Raw genomic sequence first — 19,239 nt, 5'->3', positions numbered from 1 at the left:
TGAGAGAATGTTTGTAGATCAGGTCAAAATATTTGTAAAAGCAGGCGATGGCGGAAACGGCATGGTAGCTTTTCGTAGAGAGAAATATGTACCCGACGGTGGACCTGCCGGAGGAGATGGAGGAAAAGGCGCAAGCGTCGTCTTCGAGGTAGAAGAAGGTCTTCGTACTCTAATGGACTTCCGTTATAACCGTCACTTTAAAGCTAAGACTGGTGAACATGGTCGCTCAAAGAACCAGCACGGTCGTGGCGCTGAAGATATGGTCGTTAAAGTTCCACCTGGAACGATCGTGTCCTATGCAGATACTGGCGAAACGATTGCTGACTTAACAGAGCACGGTCAACGTGCAACGATTGCAAGAGGTGGTCGTGGAGGAAGAGGGAACACGCGATTCGCTTCTCCATCAAACCCAGCTCCAGAACTATCTGAAAATGGGGAACCTGGTGAAGAAAGAGAAGTTATTCTTGAATTAAAGGTACTAGCGGATGTTGGACTAGTTGGATTCCCTAGCGTTGGTAAATCGACATTACTATCCGTTGTATCTGCAGCAAAACCGAAAATTGCTGCGTATCACTTTACTACTATCGCTCCTAACCTTGGGGTTGTTGATACAAAAGATGGTCGTAGTTTTGTGATGGCAGATCTTCCTGGACTTATCGAAGGTGCCCATGAAGGTGTTGGACTTGGCCATCAGTTCTTAAGACACATCGAACGTACTCGTGTTATCGTTCACGTAGTCGACATGTCAGGGATGGAAGGTAGAGATCCATTTGAGGATTACGAAAAGATTAATGAGGAATTAAAGCAGTATAAGATGCGTCTTATGGAACGTCCTCAAATCATCGTAGCTAACAAAATGGACCTTCCGGATTCTGAAGAAAACCTTAAAATCTTTAAGGAAAAGCTTCAAGAAGACTATCCGATCTATCCAATCTCAGCAGTTACAAGACAGGGTATCCAAGAAGTTCTGTTTGAAATTGCAGATAAGCTCGAGACAACGCCTGAATTCCCACTCGATGAAGAGAAGGAAGAAGAAAGCAGAGTTGTTTACCGTCATGAGAAAGAAGCGCCTGACTTCTATGTTACGCGTGATGATGATGGTACATTTATCGTGAATGGTCCACGTATCGAACGACTATTCAAGATGACAGACTTTGATCGTGAAGACAACGTTCGCCGATTTGCACAGCAAATGCGCAGCTTGGGCATTGATGAAGCATTACGCGAACGAGGGGCTGAAGATGGAGACGCTGTTAGGATCCTTGAGTTTGAATTTGAGTTTGTAGATTGATCTAAGCAGAAGGCTGTCCACACGGGCGGTCTTTTTTGCAAATCTACTTATGATTGAGGAGAGAGGTGAGAAAATTAATGAGTAAAGACGAAAAAAATTTTTTCTTAGTACGTGAAGATGTTTTATCAGATTCTATGCTAAAAACACTGAAAGCAAAGCTTTTGCTTGAAAGTGGTGCAGCAGATTCTGTTCGAGAAGCGATTGATCAAGTGGGAGTGAGCCGAAGTGCTTTTTATAAGTATCGAGATACGATTCTTCCATTTCATACAATGATCATCGAACAGATCTTCACGCTCTCAATTCATTTAGAAGACCGCTCTGGAGCTCTATCAAATGTGTTAAGTACCGTTGCTTCACTTGGTTGTAATATCCTTACCATCAACCAGACCATCCCTCTTCAAGGTTATGCGACCGTTATCTTGACGATGGAAATTGGGGAATCAAATTTACAATTGAACAGTTTAATCGATAGAATTAAGCAGATTGAGGCCGTAAGTAATGCAGAAATTATTGGATCAGGAGCATAGGGGGAAGACATGAAAAATCAATCGAAAATCGGGTTTTTAGGCCCTGAGGGGACTTTTACTGAAATAGCTGCAAAAACGTTGTTCGAAGAAGATGAGAGACTGCCGTTCCCAACGATTAGGACTTGTCTTGAGGCTGTTGAAGAGGGAAATATCGATTATGGTGTCGTGCCCTTAGAAAACACGATCGAAGGCTCTGTAAATATGACTCTTGATCTATTATCCCAACAAGTATCACTTCCTATTGTTGGTGAGCTTGTTTTACCGATACGTCAACATTTACTCGTATTACCAGAGCTAGAAGATTTGCATACGATCAAGACAGTTCAATCCCACCCTCATGCCATTGCACAATGTCATCATTATCTTCAGGATGAGCTGCCACATGTGCAATTAAAGAATGCTGCTTCAACAAGTGCAGCGGCTGAGTTTGTAAAAAATACTCGGGATATGAGGGAAGCAGCGATTGGAAATGAGCTTGCTGCAGAAAAGTATGGGTTAAAGATCGCAAAATCTAATATTCATGATACAGAGGAAAATGATACTCGATTTTTGGTTGTACATAAAACACCTGAACCATTGCCACGAACGAATCTTTTCAGAGAAGATCGTGTAACGTATAAAATCATTCTTCCTTCTGACTACCCTGGTGCGCTTCATCAGGTACTTTCTGCATTCGCGTGGAGAAACCTGAATTTAACCAAAATCGAATCACGTCCGATGAAAACAGGTCTAGGTAACTATTTCTTTATTATTGATGTAGAGAGACCTAACAAAGAAATTTTGTTAAAAGGCGTGAAAGAAGAAATACAAGCTCTAGGAATCGGAATCTCAATACTTGGAGAATATCCATGTTTCGTTGTGAATGGAAAGTAAGAAGGCAAGAGGGGAATCCCCTCTTGCCTTCCTTTTGCTTATTCTAGAAGAAAGCCCTTATTTCGAAGAGCATCACAGACTGCGTCAATCTGTCCTTCAGAGTTAGCTTCAATCGTATGAAGGTGAACACCAGACGTAAGTTCAGACAATAATGATGCCTTTGTTGCAGATAACCTTGCTAGGAATTGATCTGCCTCTAGTCGATTGCTAACAAAGAGCGAAGCATGAAGATCTCCATACAAGGGATGCTCAACAGTAACATCAGTAACTGTTCCTCCATGATCTACAATGGTATATAGTTCATCCTTCGTTTCTTCGTGTGTATGTTTACAAGCCACAATCCGTTTAAAGAGTTGGGTTTGTTGGTTGTTATCAAACATCACATACCCTTGTGATGTAGCAATGATCGGTTCATTTCGAGCTTTTAGAAGGGAGATATCTTGAACGATTACTTGACGACTTACATTTGTTTTCTGTGATAAATCGCTCCCTGTAAGTGGACGGTCCGCTTCTTGTAACCATTTCTTAATGAGTGCTCGTCTGTTTTCTCCTAATATTTTCTCTCCATCTTTTGGCAATGCAAATCCCCCTTTCCATCTAATCCTTCTCTATTATAGCTTCCATCATCATGAACTTGTATAAGAAAATAAGATGAATTTATGATAGATAATTTTTTTTGTAAGGACGAAAGTAGCTAGATATTCCTTACATTATACATAGGAAAAGCCCTCCTGGCATATTTATGTCATGACCTATGCCTAAAAAAAAGGTAGCAATCTGCCCAATAGCGCATACACTGTACTGAATTTCAATGTACTGAATTTGTACGGGAGGGAGTTTTCAGTTTGAAAATACATGTTGTTCAAAAAGGCGATACTTTATGGAAAATCGCTAAAAAATATGGCGTGAATTTTGAAGAACTTAAAGCAGTGAATACGCAATTGAATAATCCTGATATGATTATGCCTGGTATGAAGATCAAAATACCTTCAGGAACAGTTCCTGTTAAAAAGAAAGAAATGCAAATGAAGAAGAAAGAAATGTTCAAGAAAAAGGAAGCACCGAAGCAACAGGTGAAGCCTATGGAAAAACCTTCTTTTAACATGCCGATTAAGAATGAAGTCAATATGGGTCTTAATATGAATATCATGCCTGAGAAAGAAAAACCTAAACAAGTAAAGCCAGAAGCTAAAAAGCCGGAAGCTAAGAAACCAGCAGCTAAGCCTGAAAAGAAATCAGACGTAAAGGGCGATAAAGCAAAGAAAGAGAATTTATTCTATCCAATGAGTGATGAAGAAGTTTTGAGCGAATTCGAATCATCATCTGGAATGGGGATGCCGGCTCCTCCAAATGCAAATCATGGCAATGTAGCAGGAGCGCAACAGGGTAACGGTAACTTTGGCTATCCAGGCTCAGTAGCAGGAGCGCAACAAGGGAATCAGGGGTATCCAAACTCTGTAGCCGGAGCGTATATGAATCATGGAAATCAGGGTTATCCAGGTTCCGTAGCAGGAGCGCAACAAGGGAATCAAGGATATCCGGACTCCGTAGCAGGTGCGTATATGAACCATGGAAACCAGGGCTATCCAGGTTCTGTAGCAGGAGCGCAACAAGGAAACCAAGGATATCCGGACTCAGTGGCCGGAGCGTATATGAACCATGGAAACCAGGGCTATCCAGGATCCGTAGCAGGAGCGCAACATGGGAATCAGGGTTATCCGGATTCTGTAGCCGGAGCGTATATGAATCATGGAAATCAAGGCTATCCAGGATCCGTAGCAGGAGCGCATCAAGGGAATCAAGGGTATCCAGGCTCCGTAGCAGGAGCGTATATGAACCATGGAAATCAAGGTTACCCTGGGTCAGTTGCAGGGGCTCAAAAAGGGAATCAAGGGTATCCAGGCTCTGTAGCTGGAGCTAATAAAGAGAACTATTCAGATGACATGGAAAGCAGTGGCTCAGATGTAGCAGGAGCATATGATGGGTATGGTAATAACGGTTTCCCTAACTCCGTCGCAGGAGCGCATCAAGGAAACAATGGTTACCCAGGCTCCGTTGGAGGAGCGTATGGCAACAACGGCTATCCAGGTTCTGTAGCTGGAGCACATATGGGTAACGGGAACCAGGGCTATCCAGGCTCCGTAGCTGGAGCATATTCGCCAAACCAACAGGTTGCTGGGGCATATGGCAATAACGGTTATCCAGGCTCAGTTGCGGGAGCGCAAATGGGAAGTAATAAAGAGAATTACTCTGGAGAAATGGAAAGCAGTAGTGAGATGAATGTAGCGGGAGCATCAAGTGGCTATGGCAACAACGGTTATCCAGGTTCAGTCGGAGGAGCGTACGGTAACAATGGCTACCCAGGTGCAGTAGCAGGAGCGCATCAAGGTCCAAATGCGAATATGCCAGGCTATCCATCTTCAGTAGCTGGAGCTCAGATGGGGCATGGAAACCAGGGGTATCCTAACTCCGTAGCTGGTGCGAGCATGAACGGGTATGGAAATCACCAATACCCTGGTGCAGTCGCTGGAGCACAATCGCCATATGCGAATAAAGCGAACGAAGAGTATCCTGAAGCGGTTATGGGAGCACAAGGAGGGTATCCAAATCAAAACATCGCAGGTATGATGTCTCCTTATCCAAATCAACCGATGGTTTCTCCGTATCAACAAAAAGATTGCGGTTGCGGATCCAACCAGGTATCGCCACAACAAATGCCACCATACGCAAACCCTTATTACGGAAATGGGCCGAATATGGTTCAAGGGGCAAATAAGGCACCTATGATGGACTATATGGATATGGAAAGCAGCTATGCAGAATCACGATAAGGAAAAGGCACGTATCCTAAAAGGGATACGTCCTTTTTTTCATTCATTAACATTCGTTAAACCGCGTGTCTGGTATGGTGGAACGCGAATGGGAGAAGGTGTTTTTGTGAAAGGAGTACTTAAATCACAGGATGTATTAAAGCAGATCTTGCTATCAGAAAAGTGTTCATCGTCTTTTATGAAAGTTGTGCCATTTGAAGATGGTGATTGGATCAAAAAGAGTGAAGATTTATATTGGTTTTGTTTACTTGAAATAGAAGGAAGGAGCCTCGATTACTCCCGTATTGAGGAAAGAAGGCTAGCCGTTGAAAAGCTAGCTGAGTTTCATGCAGAATCATTTGGACTGAAAATGGAAGGTATCCGTATTGTCTCACTAAAGAATAAATGGATGAATCGATTGATGAAATTTGAAGAAAGTTTGTGCAATCATCCAAAGAGAGATCATGAATTGATAAAGCGGTACACAACGCTCGGCCGACAAGTTCTTGAACAAATGGATGAGGAGCTAGTCTTTATGGAAACTAAGGCAGTTGAAGAGGGGTGTATCATTCATGGTGATCCTGCTCATCATAACTTTGTATTTAACCGCTCTCAATTACGATTGATCGACGGTGACCTCATCTCTTACGCGCCAAGAGAATATGACTTTTTACAGCTAATGAACCGAATGCTTCCATACTCGAATTGGTCTCTATATGAATGGGGCCAGTATGATAATCCTGCCATTAAAACAATTTTAAATAAACCTTACTTAGTAAAGCTCCTTGCTTTCCCAGCTGACTTTTACCGTGAATGGCTAGTGGATACGGACGGAAGAGAGCAGTTATTACAAAAAGAGCTTGAACAACATGAAAAGAGATATTCATTCATGTTAAATCTCTTCGGTAAGTCCCTTTCTTGCCAAGACATAACAGATTAATTTAGAACGCCTCCTGCCATGCTAATAAATGAAAGGAGGTTTTTAAATGAAGAAGAAAGCACTTACACTTTCAACGTTGATGCTCGCTGGCGGTCTAATAGGGTGTACAGCAGATAATGAAGCAATGGATACACGTTATAGTGACTCTGCTCGACCTATCGGTTATTACACGAGCGAAGATAATAATAAAGATTACCGTGAAGGTGCATTCACTGACATGATCGATCGAGATTATGCTAATGGTGTAAAAGCACCCGATGAGAAGCAAATCGATAAGCGTAACGGGATGAATGGTCCTGGATATATGCGTACGAACGAGAATTATTCTGGGTATGACAATAAGCTCTCACAGCGTCTTGCGAGTCGAGTTAAGAAGCTAAAGAGTGTAGAAGATGCCCGAGTCATTGTATATGGTGATCAAATTATGGTCGGTGTCGAAACAAACAGTAATGATCGAGATGCTGTAAAAGATCAAGTACGAAGTGAAGTAGCAAAGCTTGCTAAGCAAAAGAACGTGTCCGTATCGACTGACAAAGATGTCGTGAATAGAATGGGCAGTGTTGATGATCGCTTAGAAAACGGCGATGGCTTTGAAGAAGTTCAAGCTGATGTGAATGGCATCTTGAACGATATTTCAAGTGCAGTACAACGACCATTCCAAAATAATCGATAACGTGAGAAGAACAGGGGTTCCCTGTTCTTTTTGCTTGATTTGGTTTATTTTATCCTCTTCTTTTCGTGTGTTATAGTATATGAACGAAATGAGATGGAAGGGGATATTGACGATGGCAGGACATTCAAAGTGGAAAAATATTCAGCGGAGAAAAAATGCTCAGGATGCTAAGCGTGGCAAAGTTTTCATGAAGCTAGCTAAAGAGATTTTTGTTGCAGCCAAACAAGGCGGTGGCGACCCTGAAACAAATCCAGCGTTGAGGTTAGCTATTGATAAAGCAAAATCCGCAAACATGCCAAATGACAATATCGATCGAGCGATCAAGAAAGCAACTGGCGATTTAGATGGCGTCCATTATGAGGAGATTGTTTATGAGGGGTATGGCCCAGGCGGAGCTGCAGTTATGGTCGAATTATTAACAGATAATAAGAATCGAACAGCTGCAGAAATACGTCACGCCTTCAGTAAAAACAAAGGGAACATGGGTGAAAACGGTTGTGTATCCTTTATGTTTGATCGACGCGGTCTGTTTGTAATCGATCGTTCGGAAAATGATGCTGATGCAGATGAATTGATGTTAGAAGTGATCGATGCTGGAGCAGAAGAAATGGAAACACATGAAGACTCATTTGAAATCTATACAGATGCACAAGAATTTCAAGCGGTTAAAGATGAGCTTGAGAAAAAGAATATTGTTTATTCCTCAGCTGAAATTACAATGATCCCTCAAACATATGCACCTCTTGATGCAGAAGATGGATTAGATATGTTAAAGCTGATCGATATGCTTGAGGATAACGATGATGTTCAGGAAGTTTACCACAATGCTGACATTAGCGATGAGGTTTATGAACAGCATTAAGAGCTACAGTGTTTACTGTAGCTCCCAGTTTGTAGAGAAACCTGATTAATGTGTTCCCTATGCCGTAGGAGTTTGAATACCACAAGATTCCTGTGGACGAACGCCTGAGCCTCGTCGCGGACAAAAAGACGTCCACTCCGAGTCTCAAACGCCCGTTTTCCACGGGAATCAAGTGGTATTCACTCCTACTAGGTTGCAATTAATCAAAGCAAACTTTCCGACTGATTATTTTTTAGTTTTCTCTAGAAGTAATAATTTGCTTTTGTTTTCAAAACCACATATCAATGTTGAGTGGAGCGGAAGGATGCCCGCCCTGCGGAAAGCGAGCATCCTGTAGCGGAAATCACTACTATATCCGAGGCGAATGGTCCTTACTATTTTCTCGACAATCTGAGAGCTACAGTATTTACTGTAGCTCCATTTATTTTCTACATATTATTTTCATGGTTGGACACGCTAAAAAAAAACAGACTTCTTCAATCTAGAAGAAAGGTGCTAAAAAATCGTGAAAAACCTATACGGATTTCTTGGAGTTCTCCTTCTGACTGTAGTTGTGATGTCTTCACAACATGCGTACGCTATTGAAACAGCTCAGAGTGAACAAAATGTTGATGAATCGCATTACCATATGGATGGACCTATGGTTATTGAAGTGATATTAAGAACGAATTATGCCGATGGCGTTACGACAGAGCAGTCAATCCAGAAAACAGTTTGGTCGATGGAAGACTTTTGGAGCGAGTACTCAGACTGGCAGTTGATTACGCAAGACCAAGGTAAGATGGTTTTCGAAAGAAGAATAGAAGATATTTCCCCGGCCATGAAAGAGAATGGGCACTTCGGCCTTACGGATGATGGGGTTCTCACAATCTTTGAAGGTAAACCTGATGAACAAAAAGTAATACAAACCTTTTTCCAGATCGATGTTGGTAAAGTGGAAAGCTCAAGACTAAAAGAGCTTGCAGAGGGCATTCCTGTAAAGTCATGGTACAATTTTGAGGACATGCTACATACATTGTATAAAGCAAAAGCTAAACAACCTGCCGATTAGGGCGGGTTGTTTTTTTGGGGTTATGGAGGGTGCTATTTTTTTGTGATGGCTAGCTTTAGAGGACAGGTCAAAACACCCATGGACACAAAGAACGTGTTCTATTTCAAGAGCTCCAATATCTCCGTTTCTAAACGCTCGTTTCCTCTTTTCGTGATGGCTAGCTACAGAGGGCAGGCTCTCGATCGCTTCACCTTTTCAATTGAACACAAAGAACGTGTTCCCTTGAAAAGGCTCCAGCGCTTGTCTGATGTCTAGTTGCTGCTCGCAGAAACTCCGATATTTCACTCTTTTAACAGAACACAAAAAGCGTGTTCCATTTCAAGAGCTCCAATATCTCCGTTTCTAAGCGCTCGTTTCCTCTTTTTCGTGATGGCTAGCTACAGAGGCCAAATACTCCGTCAGTTTCGGAAGAACGATTGAGACAAAAAGCGTCTCATTCGATTTTCCTCCAACTTCCTGCGTATTTAAGCGGGCCTCTTTCGCTTTTCGTGATGTCCAGCTACAGAGGGCAGGCTCTCGATCGCTTCACCTTTTCAATTGAACACAAAGAACGTGTTCCCTTGAAAAGGCTCCAGCGCTTGTCGAGCCTAAACGCCCTCTTTCGCTTTTCGTTTTATATGATAAAATAAAAGGATAGAAATGCATGTTCGTATGCGATGGGGAGAGAGAGTTTTTGATAGAATATATTAAAGGTACTGTTGAGTATATTGATACAGAATATATTGTTATAGAATCGAATTCGATTGGATATAAAGTTTTTTGTGGGAACCCTTTTACTTTCCAGAAGTATCGGAACCAAGATATTCAGATTTTTACGCATCATTATGTGAGGGAAGATTTGATTGCGTTATACGGTTTTCCGACTCGTGAGGAGCGTCTTTTGTTTGAGAAGCTTCTGAATGTTTCTGGTATCGGGCCTAAGGGTGCTTTAGCTATTTTAGCGACGGGTGAGCCTGATAAGGTAGTTAGTGCAATCGAACTTGAGGATGAGAAGTTTCTGACGAAGTTTCCTGGAGTAGGAAAGAAAACTGCACGTCAAATTATCCTTGATCTTAAAGGGAAGCTAAAAGGCTTCGGAGAACCACAGGAAGGGCTTTTCGCTGTTGAAGAGACAGAAGATGATGGTGCACATGAACTTGAGGAAGCGATCGAAGCATTGAAAGCACTTGGTTATGCTGAGCGGGAGATTAAGAAGATTAAGCCTGGGCTTCAAGAAGAAGTACTTTCAACAGATCAATATATCAAAAAAGCGCTTCAGCTTATGCTGAATCGTTAAGGAGGGGTTAGATTGGAAGAACGCATTCTATCTGGTGAGCAGGTCGGTGATGACTCATCCGTAGAATATAGCCTCCGTCCACAGCGATTGAGCCAGTACATAGGACAGGAGAAGGTGAAGCGTAATCTTGAGGTTTTTATTCAGGCGGCAAAAATGCGCGAAGAGCCTTTGGATCACGTTCTCTTATACGGTCCTCCTGGTCTAGGGAAGACGACTCTTTCTGCGATTATCGCGACTGAAATGGAAGTGAATCTCCGAACGACTTCTGGTCCTGCAATCGAGCGACCGGGTGATCTCGCGGCTATTTTAACAGCGCTTGAGCCTGGTGATGTTCTATTTATTGATGAAATTCATCGTTTACCAAGAAGTGTTGAAGAAGTACTTTATCCTGCAATGGAGGACTATTGTTTAGATATTGTAATAGGAAAAGGTGAGACCGCTCGTTCCGTACGCCTTGATCTTCCTCCTTTTACTTTAGTTGGAGCTACTACGAGAGCTGGGCTTTTAACAGCGCCCCTTCGTGATCGGTTTGGGGTACTCAGTCGATTAGAATATTATCAAGAAGATGAATTACAAACCATCATCATGCGTACTGCGGATATCTTTGAAGTTGAGATGGATACGGAAGCTGCTGTTGAACTGGCTAGGCGTTCACGTGGAACGCCTCGTATCGCGAATCGCCTGTTAAAAAGAGTGCGAGATTTTGCGCAAGTAAAAGGAGATGGGGTCATCTCCATGTCACTTTCTACTCAAGCTCTTGAGATGATGCAAGTAGACCCTCTAGGACTCGATCATATCGATCACAAGCTTCTTCTTGCTATCATAGAAAAGTTTCGAGGCGGTCCTGTCGGTGTGGATACGATTGCTGCTACGATCGGGGAAGAAAGTCATACGATCGAAGATGTTTATGAACCTTATCTCTTGCAAATCGGTTTCTTACAAAGGACACCTAGAGGAAGAATGGTCACTCACCGCGTGTATGATCATTTTGGAATGAAGGAGCCAGAGTAACAATGGGAATCTCAAAGCTTTTCATTACACTCGGCATCGTATTCCTTGTTATTGGAGTGCTGTGGTCATTCATAGGGAAATTACCTGGTGACATCGTAATTAAAAAGGGAAATACAACCTTTTTCTTTCCGATCGTCACCTCTATTGTTGTTAGTATCTTACTGTCGCTTCTCTTTTTTATCATAGGGAAATTTCGATAATGGATGAAGCTGTGGTAAGATCGGTTGGTGGAATAGATATTTTTTAAGAACAGTGGTGAAAAAATGGACGTTAAAGATTTTGATTTTGAACTTCCGGAACATCTTATTGCGCAAACGCCATTAAAGGAACGTACAAAGTCGCGTTTAATGGTGCTTGATCCTGCAAATCAAAAGGTGTCACATCGTGAGTTTCTAAATCTAGAAGAATATATTAAACCAGGCGATTGTCTTGTATTGAACGACACAAGAGTAATGCCTGCAAGGTTATATGGTATGAAGGAAGAAACTGGTGCTAAGATCGAAGTTCTCCTTCTTAAACAAATAGAAGGTGACCGTTGGGAAACGTTAGTAAAGCCAGCAAAGCGAGTAAAGCCTGGAACGAAGCTAACGTTTGGTGATGGCAGGTTAACAGCTGAATGTGTAGAAACACTCGAACATGGTGGCCGTGTGTTTGAATTCAGCTACGAGGGTGTTTTTTATGAAGTGCTTGACCAGCTTGGCGAAATGCCTTTACCGCCGTATATAACGGAAACACTGGACGACCAAGACAGATACCAGACTGTTTTTGCGAAAAACCGTGGTTCTGCTGCAGCACCTACTGCGGGTCTGCACTTTACGGAAGATATGTTATCGAGACTGGAAGAGAAAGGCGTTCATATTGCTTTTCTAACACTCCACGTTGGTTTAGGAACGTTCCGTCCTGTTTCAGTGGATAATATTTATGAGCACGAAATGCACGGTGAATTTTATCAGCTGACAAAAGGAACTGCGGATTTATTGAATCGTGTGAAAGAACAAGGCGGAAGAATCATTTCTGTTGGTACAACTTCGACGAGAACGCTAGAAACCGTTGCTTCTTCTAGTAATGGAGAATTTGTAGAAGCTTCTGGTTGGACAGACATCTTTATTTATCCAGGTTATGAATTCAAAGCGATCGATGGCTTAATCACAAACTTTCATCTGCCACAATCCACTTTGATCATGCTTGTCAGCGCACTTGCAGGAAGACAGTTTGTACTGTCAGCCTATAAAGAAGCGGTCGAAGAACAATATCGCTTCTTTAGTTTCGGTGACGCCATGTTGATAATGGAAGGGAGCTTGAAAGAATGACGGAACCAATTCGGTACGAACTAATCAAAACATGTAAGCAAAGTGGCGCGCGTTTAGGCAAGCTGCATACTCCACACGGAACGTTTGAAACGCCAATGTTTATGCCTGTCGGTACGCTCGCGACGGTGAAAACGATGAGTCCAGAAGAATTAGTGGAAATGGGAGCAGGTGTAATCCTTAGTAACACCTATCACCTTTGGTTACGTCCTGGCCATGATATCGTACAAGAGGCCGGTGGGCTTCATAAATTTATGAATTGGGATGGACCGATCCTTACTGATTCTGGCGGCTTCCAGGTTTTCAGTTTAAGTGACTTAAGACAAATTGAAGAAAAAGGTGTTCATTTCAGAAACCATCTTAGCGGAGAAAAGCTGTTTTTATCTCCTGAAGGTGCGATGGATATCCAAAACGCACTTGGATCTGATATTATGATGGCTTTTGATGAGTGTCCGCCTTATCCAGCAGAATATGACTATATGAAAAGCTCTGTAGAACGGACAAGCCGTTGGGCTGAGAGATGCCTTGCTGCTCATCAAAGAAAAGATGTACAGGGATTGTTCGGAATCGTTCAAGGTGGAGAATATGAGGAACTACGTAAGCAAAGTGCAGAAGACCTTGTGTCTCTTGACTTCCCGGGTTACGCCGTAGGTGGTTTATCCGTAGGTGAGCCGAAAGATGTTATGAATCGAGTGCTTGATTTTACGACACCTCATTTACCAAACAATAAGCCGAGATATTTAATGGGTGTAGGCTCTCCGGATTCTTTGATTGAAGGAGCCATTCGAGGAATCGATATGTTCGATTGTGTGCTTCCTACTCGTATTGCGAGAAATGGTACATTGATGACGAGCAACGGACGCCTTGTCGTTCGTAACGCGAAGTTTGCGCGTGATTTCCGCCCTATCGATGAGAATTGCGACTGTAAAGTATGTAGGAACTATTCAAGAGCCTATATACGCCATCTTGTAAAATCGAATGAAACGTTCGGCTTCAGATTAACGACTTACCATAATCTTTATTTTCTGTTAAACTTGATGAAGCAAGTAAGGCAGGCGATTATGGATGATCGTCTCCTTGACTTTAAGGATGAGTTTTTTGAACAGTATGGATTTAACTTGCCTGGTGCGAAAAACTTTTAATCCATAGATAGGATCATTGCTAGAAAGGGGTGAAATGATTTGGGTTCAACATTAACAAATTTAATTCCGCTTATTTTAATGTTTGCGATTTTCTATTTCCTTTTGATTCGTCCTCAACAGAAGCGTCAGAAGAAGACTAGAGAGATGCAGGCGAGCCTTGAAAAAGGACAAAAGGTTATTACGATCGGTGGTATGCATGGAATCATCGATGCGATGGATGAAGGTACGATTACTGTACGTACTACTGATGGAACGAAGATGGTTTTTGATCGTGCAGCAGTACGTGAGGCTATCACTGAATAATATCATCAAAAATAGCGCCCTTACGAGGGCGCTATTTTTTTATTGTGTTCGACTGCCGCCTCGAACGTTCACTCCGATGATGCCTCCGAGTGTGCAAACACCGAGGTACCCAGCATGAAATATCATTTGTTCTGTGTCCATTGTAGAACGATAACCTAAATACTGAATAAGGAATAAGAGCAACATGTACATCACAGCTGTTCCTAAGCCGAGCATCCAACCTCGCTCTCCGCCTTTTCCTCCAGATATGAATCCACCGATAAAAAACGCGATCACTGTTGCTGTAATGACGACAGGAGCAATTCCATTTTGAGACACAGAAGTAAAACGAAGAATTAGAGAAAGTAATACGCTCGTAGCGAGGACAATCGTTACGATAGTAATCATACCTGACCCCATAGCAGAGAGTGCATGTTTTGACCTCATGATAATCCCCCTTTTTATATGAATGGTTTGTACATTCTATTCACACGCTCTTCATTTAGAAGTCAATCATGATTTAGGACAGCCCGTCATACGATTATAGAAAGTAGCTAGGAAAGGGGCAGCAGGGATTGGAAATGAGTATTGCGCTAATTATCTTTGTTCTTGCTTATATAGGAATTATTACCGAGAAAATAAATAGAGCCCTTGTTGCCTGCGGTGGCGGTTTGTTGATGCTCCTAGCAGGGATTTCAACGGCTGATGAAGCATTTGTGAAGCATATAGATTGGAATACGATCGCCCTTTTGTTTTCGATGATGGTTCTTGTTTCGATTACTAGTCAGAATGGGATTTTTGAATACATCGCGATACAAATGGCTCAAAAAGTAAAAGGGCACCCATTACCTCTTCTGGCAGCTGTAGGCTGTTTAACTGCAGTAGGTTCAGCGCTACTCGATAATGTAACGACAGTACTACTTCTCGTTCCTATTATTCTAACGTTGACGAGAATTTTAAAAGTTGCAAGTATGCCTTTTTTAATAACGGTCATTCTTTCCTCAAATATCGGAGGGACCGCAACGTTGATAGGTGACCCTCCAAATATCATGATTGGGCAGGCTGTAAAGCATCTTGATTTCAATGACTTTCTTTTTAACCTCGCTCCAATTGTTGGGGTCATTTATGCAGTAATCATTACAGGGCTTTTGCTATTCTACAAGAAGAGTCTTGTCGTAGATGATGCACATCGTGAGACATTGATGAAGATGAATGCAGAAGATTATTTGAAGAAAGGACCATTACTTTTTAAGTCGTGTATTGTGTTGATTATGACGATTATCGGATTTTTGCTACATCCTCTTCTTCATACAGACATTACAAATATAGCGATGGCTGGCGCAGTTCTTTTACTGCTTATCACTCAACATGAACATAAAGTAGAGGAGGTCTTCTCCTCAATCGAATGGGTCACGCTGTTTTTTTTTATAGGGTTGTTCATTCTGATTGGTGGTTTAGAGGAAGTGGGCATCATTGATGAAATCGCTAGAGCAATCTTGCTATATACGGAAGGTGACATGCCGAAAACATCAATCATCATATTGTGGGGCTCAGGCATACTATCAGCATTTCTCGATAATATCCCATTTGTCGCAGCGATGATTCCAGTTATTACGGAGTTTTCTGGCTATGGAATGACGAATTTAGATCCTCTCTGGTGGTCGCTTGCATTAGGCTCTTGTCTAGGAGGAAACGGTACCTTGATTGGAGCATCAGCGAATGTAGTAGTTGCGGGACTTGCCATGAAAGAAAACCATGAAATTAGGTTTATCCACTTTTTATTAATCGGCCTACCTGTTGTAATCATTTCGCTACTTATTTCCACGATCTATATTTATTTTAGGTACTTGCTTCCCTTTTATTAAAGGGGAGTTTTTTTGTTTCCATTACCTTCCTTTATGCCTTCTCTATCGACGGGTCACACTAAGCATAAGAAGAATTAGAAGGGAGGCGATCGTGAATGGAGTATTCAACGATGATTCTTAGAACACTGGTTTTGTATTTCGTGATCATACTCGTTTTTAGGATTATGGGTAAACGGGAAATCGGTCAGCTGAGTGTTCTGGATTTTGTTATCTCCATTATGATCGCCGAATTGGCTGTAATGTCGATTGAAGACCCGAGTACCCCAATGATTAGTACAATCATCCCGATAAGCGTGCTCGTCATTATACAATTGATCATGGCGCTTATTTCTTTAAAGAGTGAGAAGATAAGAGAAATTGTAGACGGAAAACCAACGGTATTGATTGAGAAAGGTAAGATTGATGAATACGAAATGAAAAAGCAGCGATATAATTTTGATGATTTACTTGTCCAGCTAAGAGAAAACAATATCAATTCCGTTTCAGATGTTGAATTTGCGATTTTAGAGCCTACAGGTAAGTTATCTGTCATTAAGAAAGATGAGCAGGATGAAAGTGAAGGAAATGACGCTGTCTCCCTCCTTCCGTTACCGCTTATACTGGATGGAAAGATTCAAGGAGAGCACTTGGATCGGATTGGTAAAACGGAGCTATGGCTTCGTCAAGAATTAAGGAAGGTTGGTCAGAGGAACTTAAAGGATATTTCTTTTTGCTCGCTTCATAAGAATGGGAACTTCTTTATCGATTTGAAAAATGAGAAAAAGTAACCCAAGAGGTTACTTTTTCATTTCATGATTTGATAAGATTTAAGGTGTGGTGGCTAGTGAACAAATTTCCCGATAATAGGAAGGCGTCTTAGGTCATTTCGATTGACTAGACCTAGTAGTAATAATAAGAGTACATAAACGATTGAAGTGCACGAGATGGCAAGGATTGATCCAGGTATGTCTGAAGGTGCGTCGATCATCATCTTATAAAAAATATGGCCTGCGTATGAAGCAAGAATGATACTAGCAACACCTTTCAGAATATCGCCGACAACGATTGAAAATCCAATCGCTTTCACAAGCGTAGCAAAATGAAGAAGTGTGACGAGTAGTATTCCGATTACGATTGCAAGCGCGGCACCCATGATGCCAAGCTCAGGACGTGATGCTAGGAAGAAAATAGCTGCTAGTTTGACTGCAGCACCGATAAAGCTGTTGATCATAGCTGCTTTTGCTAGATCAAGTGCTTGAAGAGCCGCGGCAAGAGGTCCTTGAAAATAAAAGAAGAAGAAAAAGGGAGCCATCACTTGAACATAGACCGCTACATGAGGTGCGTTATACATGATCTCAAGGAGTGGTTTTGCAAAGACATACATCACAACGACCGATATCCCACCCGCCACCATAGAGAGACGGATTGCCTGACTTAAGCGGTGTTGAATCTGTTTAAATTGTTTTTGAGCATATGCCTCACTGATTGCCGGTACGAGTGATACTTGTAGAGAGAAGGTTATGAAAGTTGGAAGAAAGAGTAGTGGAATCGCAAGTCCTGCTAAGTTTCCGTACTGTTGTGTGGCGATTGTAGCTGCAATGCCTGCTATCGCAAGACTTCGAACTACGATAATCGGTTCGAAGAAATAGGATAGCGATCCGATCAGCTGACTCCCTGTTGTTGGAAGAGATATGCCCATTAAATCTTTAAAGGTTTTCCTCCCGCCTCTTAAGTAAGAAAAAAAGTCGCTTCTTATTTTAATCCTTTTTTTCATCTTAAACATAGAAAACATATAGATGAGCGAAGCTAGTTCTCCTAACACGACTGAAATCATAGCGCCTGCTGCAGCAAATTCAACGCCGTACGGCAAGAAAGCACCAGTTAAGATTGCAACTAAACAAATTCGAACGATTTGTTCGATTACTTGCGAATAAGCTGAAGGACGCATATTTTGTAATCCTTGAAAATAACCCCTGAGAACAGATGACATCGCAACGATGGATACGACTGGTGCGATAGCGATCAACGGATAAAACGTACGATGATCTGTGAAGAAAACATTTGATAGAACGGGTGCGGCCATTACCATGATCGAAGTGAATACAATACTTAATACGGCTGTTATGGATAAGGATACGATCAGGATTCGCTTGATTTTTTGTCTGTCACCCTCCGCATCTGCTTCTGCAACCATTTTGGAGATTGCGACAGGAAGTCCAAGCCTCGTAAGAGTTATGGTAAGGATCAAAGTAGGAACCGCCATCATGTATAATCCTACTCCTTCACTACCCATAACCCTGTACATAACGATTCGATTGATGAATCCAAGAATTTTAGTGATTAACCCAGCAAATATAAGTAAAAGAGTGCCTCTCAAAAAGGTTTGCTTCGTCATAAGTAAACCTACTTTCCATGCTTAGTAGCCTTGCGAAATTATAGAAAAGTCTAGATATTTTTTATCACTATGTATATGCTTAGTAGGGGACAAAGCATGACAGGCATATGGGAGTGTTTTAATGAAAGACGAAATTAAACAGTTTGTAGTGGAGAACCTGGACTTCCTTCCTCAGGAAGCAATCGTGGTAGTGGTTTCTGCTCTTCCAATTCTAGAACTCAGAGGTGGATTACCACTGGCGTTTACGTTTGATATTCCTTTCTGGGAAGCGTTTTTACTGAGTTTGATTGGAAATGCACTGCCAATCATTCCACTGCTCTTATTGTTCAAACCGCTAAGTAATTGGATGATGAGGTTCGGATGGTATAACCGATTTTATGAATGGTTGTATCAACGTACGCTAAATAAAAGTAAAAATGTTGAAAAGTATGGAGCGATCGGACTTATCTTATTTACGGCCGTACCGTTACCAACAACAGGCGCTTATAGTGCTTGTGTAGCCGCATCGCTATTTGCGATACGGTTTAAATATGCTTTTCTATCGATTTTAACGGGAGTAGTGATTGCTGGCCTTGGAGTGGGCGCGGCCATTTATTCAATCTTTTAGAAGGAGAGGAGACAAAGGATGGAAGACTGGAAGAACGAGGTATATCCTGCACTTGAAAGCAAGCGAGACGAGTTTCACCTGTTGGGCTATGATAGGGCTACTGTTGATGAGATCTGGAGTTGTCTCCTTGCTCGTTTAGAACGAAACAATGATAATGAAGAGATCAAGCTGCACCAGCTTGTAAATGACATCATGAGATTATCACCGAATGAATATATGAATTGGTTGACGATTCATGCCTACAAAGGGACAGGTTGGGTTGAAGAAGAAAACCTACAAAATTGAACAATAATTGACAGAAAAATCTATATTTCGGTATAATATGTAGTATTATGGCATTTTAACCTA

General features: G+C 41.9%; 21 protein-coding genes. 18 read left to right on the top strand and 3 right to left on the bottom strand.

Translation table 11 applies throughout. The annotated features are described in order from the left end of the window. Nucleotides 1-7: 7 nt before the first annotated feature. The 3 genes from obgE (at nt 8) to pheA (ending at nt 2,691) form a co-directional block, all read left to right on the top strand. Nucleotides 8-1,291 (top strand): GTPase ObgE, encoded by a 1,284-nt coding sequence (gene obgE / locus LCM09_RS02810; protein ID WP_224878595.1) that lies wholly within the window; start codon nt 8-10, stop codon nt 1,289-1,291. A 77-nt stretch (nt 1,292-1,368) separates the two neighbouring features. After that, entirely contained in the window at nt 1,369-1,818 is a 450-nt protein-coding gene (locus LCM09_RS02805) for an ACT domain-containing protein (protein WP_224878594.1), read from the top strand. A gap of 9 nt (nt 1,819-1,827) precedes the next feature. After that, nucleotides 1,828-2,691: a prephenate dehydratase gene (gene pheA, locus LCM09_RS02800; protein ID WP_224878593.1), complete on the top strand. Its 864-nt coding sequence runs from the start codon at nt 1,828-1,830 to the stop codon at nt 2,689-2,691. Nucleotides 2,692-2,729: 38 nt separating this feature from the next. Here the strand turns inward: pheA and LCM09_RS02795 are convergent, their stop codons facing one another. Next, a complete protein-coding gene (locus LCM09_RS02795; protein ID WP_224878592.1) occupies nt 2,730-3,269 on the bottom strand; it encodes a transcription repressor NadR in 540 nt (179 codons plus the stop codon). 267 nt (nt 3,270-3,536) lie between these two features. Here LCM09_RS02795 and safA point away from each other — a divergent pair, with 267 nt between their 5' ends. The 11 genes from safA (at nt 3,537) to yajC (ending at nt 14,066) form a co-directional block, all read left to right on the top strand. Then, entirely contained in the window at nt 3,537-5,522 is a 1,986-nt protein-coding gene (gene safA / locus LCM09_RS20865) for a SafA/ExsA family spore coat assembly protein (protein WP_318246482.1), read from the top strand. A gap of 88 nt (nt 5,523-5,610) precedes the next feature. Then, nucleotides 5,611-6,441 (top strand): phosphotransferase, encoded by an 831-nt coding sequence (locus LCM09_RS02785; protein WP_224878591.1) that lies wholly within the window; start codon nt 5,611-5,613, stop codon nt 6,439-6,441. A gap of 46 nt (nt 6,442-6,487) precedes the next feature. Beyond that, on the top strand, nt 6,488-7,114 hold the full coding sequence (locus LCM09_RS02780; RefSeq protein WP_224878590.1) for a YhcN/YlaJ family sporulation lipoprotein: 627 nt from the start codon (nt 6,488-6,490) through the stop codon (nt 7,112-7,114). 112 nt (nt 7,115-7,226) lie between these two features. Continuing rightward, nucleotides 7,227-7,976 carry a YebC/PmpR family DNA-binding transcriptional regulator gene (locus tag LCM09_RS02775; protein WP_224878589.1) on the top strand — a complete coding sequence of 250 codons (750 nt, stop codon included), beginning with the start codon at nt 7,227-7,229 and terminating at the stop codon, nt 7,974-7,976. A 505-nt stretch (nt 7,977-8,481) separates the two neighbouring features. Further along, nucleotides 8,482-9,027 carry a BofC C-terminal domain-containing protein gene (locus LCM09_RS02770; RefSeq protein WP_224878588.1) on the top strand — a complete coding sequence of 182 codons (546 nt, stop codon included), beginning with the start codon at nt 8,482-8,484 and terminating at the stop codon, nt 9,025-9,027. A 673-nt stretch (nt 9,028-9,700) separates the two neighbouring features. After that, complete coding sequence (gene ruvA, locus LCM09_RS02765) at nt 9,701-10,303, top strand: Holliday junction branch migration protein RuvA (protein WP_224878587.1); 603 nt, start codon at nt 9,701-9,703, stop codon at nt 10,301-10,303. A 12-nt stretch (nt 10,304-10,315) separates the two neighbouring features. Then, complete coding sequence (ruvB, locus tag LCM09_RS02760; RefSeq protein WP_224878586.1) at nt 10,316-11,314, top strand: Holliday junction branch migration DNA helicase RuvB; 999 nt, start codon at nt 10,316-10,318, stop codon at nt 11,312-11,314. A gap of 2 nt (nt 11,315-11,316) precedes the next feature. Further along, entirely contained in the window at nt 11,317-11,514 is a 198-nt protein-coding gene (locus LCM09_RS02755) for a DUF2905 domain-containing protein (protein WP_224878585.1), read from the top strand. 63 nt (nt 11,515-11,577) lie between these two features. Further along, a complete protein-coding gene (gene queA / locus LCM09_RS02750) occupies nt 11,578-12,624 on the top strand; it encodes a tRNA preQ1(34) S-adenosylmethionine ribosyltransferase-isomerase QueA (protein WP_224878584.1) in 1,047 nt (348 codons plus the stop codon). Then, nucleotides 12,621-13,763 (top strand): tRNA guanosine(34) transglycosylase Tgt, encoded by a 1,143-nt coding sequence (tgt, locus tag LCM09_RS02745; protein WP_224878583.1) that lies wholly within the window; start codon nt 12,621-12,623, stop codon nt 13,761-13,763. The genes queA and tgt overlap by 4 nt, the downstream gene beginning before the upstream one ends. A gap of 39 nt (nt 13,764-13,802) precedes the next feature. Next, nucleotides 13,803-14,066 (top strand): preprotein translocase subunit YajC, encoded by a 264-nt coding sequence (gene yajC / locus LCM09_RS02740; protein ID WP_224878582.1) that lies wholly within the window; start codon nt 13,803-13,805, stop codon nt 14,064-14,066. A 39-nt stretch (nt 14,067-14,105) separates the two neighbouring features. On the opposite strand, the gene LCM09_RS02735 is transcribed toward yajC, so the two are convergent. Continuing rightward, the gene (locus tag LCM09_RS02735) at nt 14,106-14,492 is read right to left on the bottom strand and encodes a TIGR04086 family membrane protein (RefSeq protein ID WP_224878581.1); all 387 of its coding nucleotides are present in this window, start codon (nt 14,490-14,492) and stop codon (nt 14,106-14,108) included. Between the two features lie 128 nt (nt 14,493-14,620). Here LCM09_RS02735 and LCM09_RS02730 point away from each other — a divergent pair, with 128 nt between their 5' ends. Together LCM09_RS02730 and LCM09_RS02725 are read left to right on the top strand one after the other, a co-directional pair. Next, on the top strand, nt 14,621-15,910 hold the full coding sequence (locus LCM09_RS02730; protein ID WP_224878580.1) for an ArsB/NhaD family transporter: 1,290 nt from the start codon (nt 14,621-14,623) through the stop codon (nt 15,908-15,910). Between the two features lie 95 nt (nt 15,911-16,005). Further along, nucleotides 16,006-16,677: a DUF421 domain-containing protein gene (locus tag LCM09_RS02725; protein WP_224878579.1), complete on the top strand. Its 672-nt coding sequence runs from the start codon at nt 16,006-16,008 to the stop codon at nt 16,675-16,677. 53 nt (nt 16,678-16,730) lie between these two features. On the opposite strand, the gene spoVB is transcribed toward LCM09_RS02725, so the two are convergent. Then, nucleotides 16,731-18,284: a stage V sporulation protein B gene (gene spoVB / locus LCM09_RS02720; protein ID WP_224878578.1), complete on the bottom strand. Its 1,554-nt coding sequence runs from the start codon at nt 18,282-18,284 to the stop codon at nt 16,731-16,733. Nucleotides 18,285-18,405: 121 nt separating this feature from the next. Between spoVB and LCM09_RS02715 the strand changes: the two genes are divergently transcribed. Next, the gene (locus LCM09_RS02715; protein ID WP_224878577.1) at nt 18,406-18,891 is read left to right on the top strand and encodes a COG2426 family protein; all 486 of its coding nucleotides are present in this window, start codon (nt 18,406-18,408) and stop codon (nt 18,889-18,891) included. 18 nt (nt 18,892-18,909) lie between these two features. Then, the gene (locus tag LCM09_RS02710; RefSeq protein WP_224878576.1) at nt 18,910-19,176 is read left to right on the top strand and encodes a post-transcriptional regulator; all 267 of its coding nucleotides are present in this window, start codon (nt 18,910-18,912) and stop codon (nt 19,174-19,176) included. Nucleotides 19,177-19,239: the final 63 nt, after the last annotated feature.

It is taken from the genome of Guptibacillus algicola, assembly GCF_020171805.1.
GTDB classification, from domain to species: domain Bacteria; phylum Bacillota; class Bacilli; order Bacillales; family Guptibacillaceae; genus Guptibacillus; species Guptibacillus algicola.
This window is presented reverse-complemented; position numbering and strand designations above follow the sequence as displayed.

Excerpts from the sequence above, each read along its gene's own strand:
- LCM09_RS02780 (WP_224878590.1), top strand. The coding sequence starts at position 6,488 with ATGAAGAAGAAAGCACTTACACTTTCAACGTTGATGCTCGCTGGCGGT.
- pheA (WP_224878593.1), top strand. The coding sequence starts at position 1,828 with ATGAAAAATCAATCGAAAATCGGGTTTTTAGGCCCTGAGGGGACTTTT.
- spoVB (WP_224878578.1), bottom strand. The coding sequence starts at position 18,284 with ATGACGAAGCAAACCTTTTTGAGAGGCACTCTTTTACTTATATTTGCT.
- tgt (WP_224878583.1), top strand. The coding sequence starts at position 12,621 with ATGACGGAACCAATTCGGTACGAACTAATCAAAACATGTAAGCAAAGT.
- LCM09_RS02775 (WP_224878589.1), top strand. The coding sequence starts at position 7,227 with ATGGCAGGACATTCAAAGTGGAAAAATATTCAGCGGAGAAAAAATGCT.
- queA (WP_224878584.1), top strand. The coding sequence starts at position 11,578 with ATGGACGTTAAAGATTTTGATTTTGAACTTCCGGAACATCTTATTGCG.
- LCM09_RS02735 (WP_224878581.1), bottom strand. The coding sequence starts at position 14,492 with ATGAGGTCAAAACATGCACTCTCTGCTATGGGGTCAGGTATGATTACT.
- obgE (WP_224878595.1), top strand. The coding sequence starts at position 8 with ATGTTTGTAGATCAGGTCAAAATATTTGTAAAAGCAGGCGATGGCGGA.
- LCM09_RS02805 (WP_224878594.1), top strand. The coding sequence starts at position 1,369 with ATGAGTAAAGACGAAAAAAATTTTTTCTTAGTACGTGAAGATGTTTTA.
- LCM09_RS02785 (WP_224878591.1), top strand. The coding sequence starts at position 5,611 with ATGGGAGAAGGTGTTTTTGTGAAAGGAGTACTTAAATCACAGGATGTA.
- LCM09_RS02710 (WP_224878576.1), top strand. The coding sequence starts at position 18,910 with ATGGAAGACTGGAAGAACGAGGTATATCCTGCACTTGAAAGCAAGCGA.
- LCM09_RS02725 (WP_224878579.1), top strand. The coding sequence starts at position 16,006 with ATGGAGTATTCAACGATGATTCTTAGAACACTGGTTTTGTATTTCGTG.
- LCM09_RS02715 (WP_224878577.1), top strand. The coding sequence starts at position 18,406 with ATGAAAGACGAAATTAAACAGTTTGTAGTGGAGAACCTGGACTTCCTT.
- LCM09_RS02755 (WP_224878585.1), top strand. The coding sequence starts at position 11,317 with ATGGGAATCTCAAAGCTTTTCATTACACTCGGCATCGTATTCCTTGTT.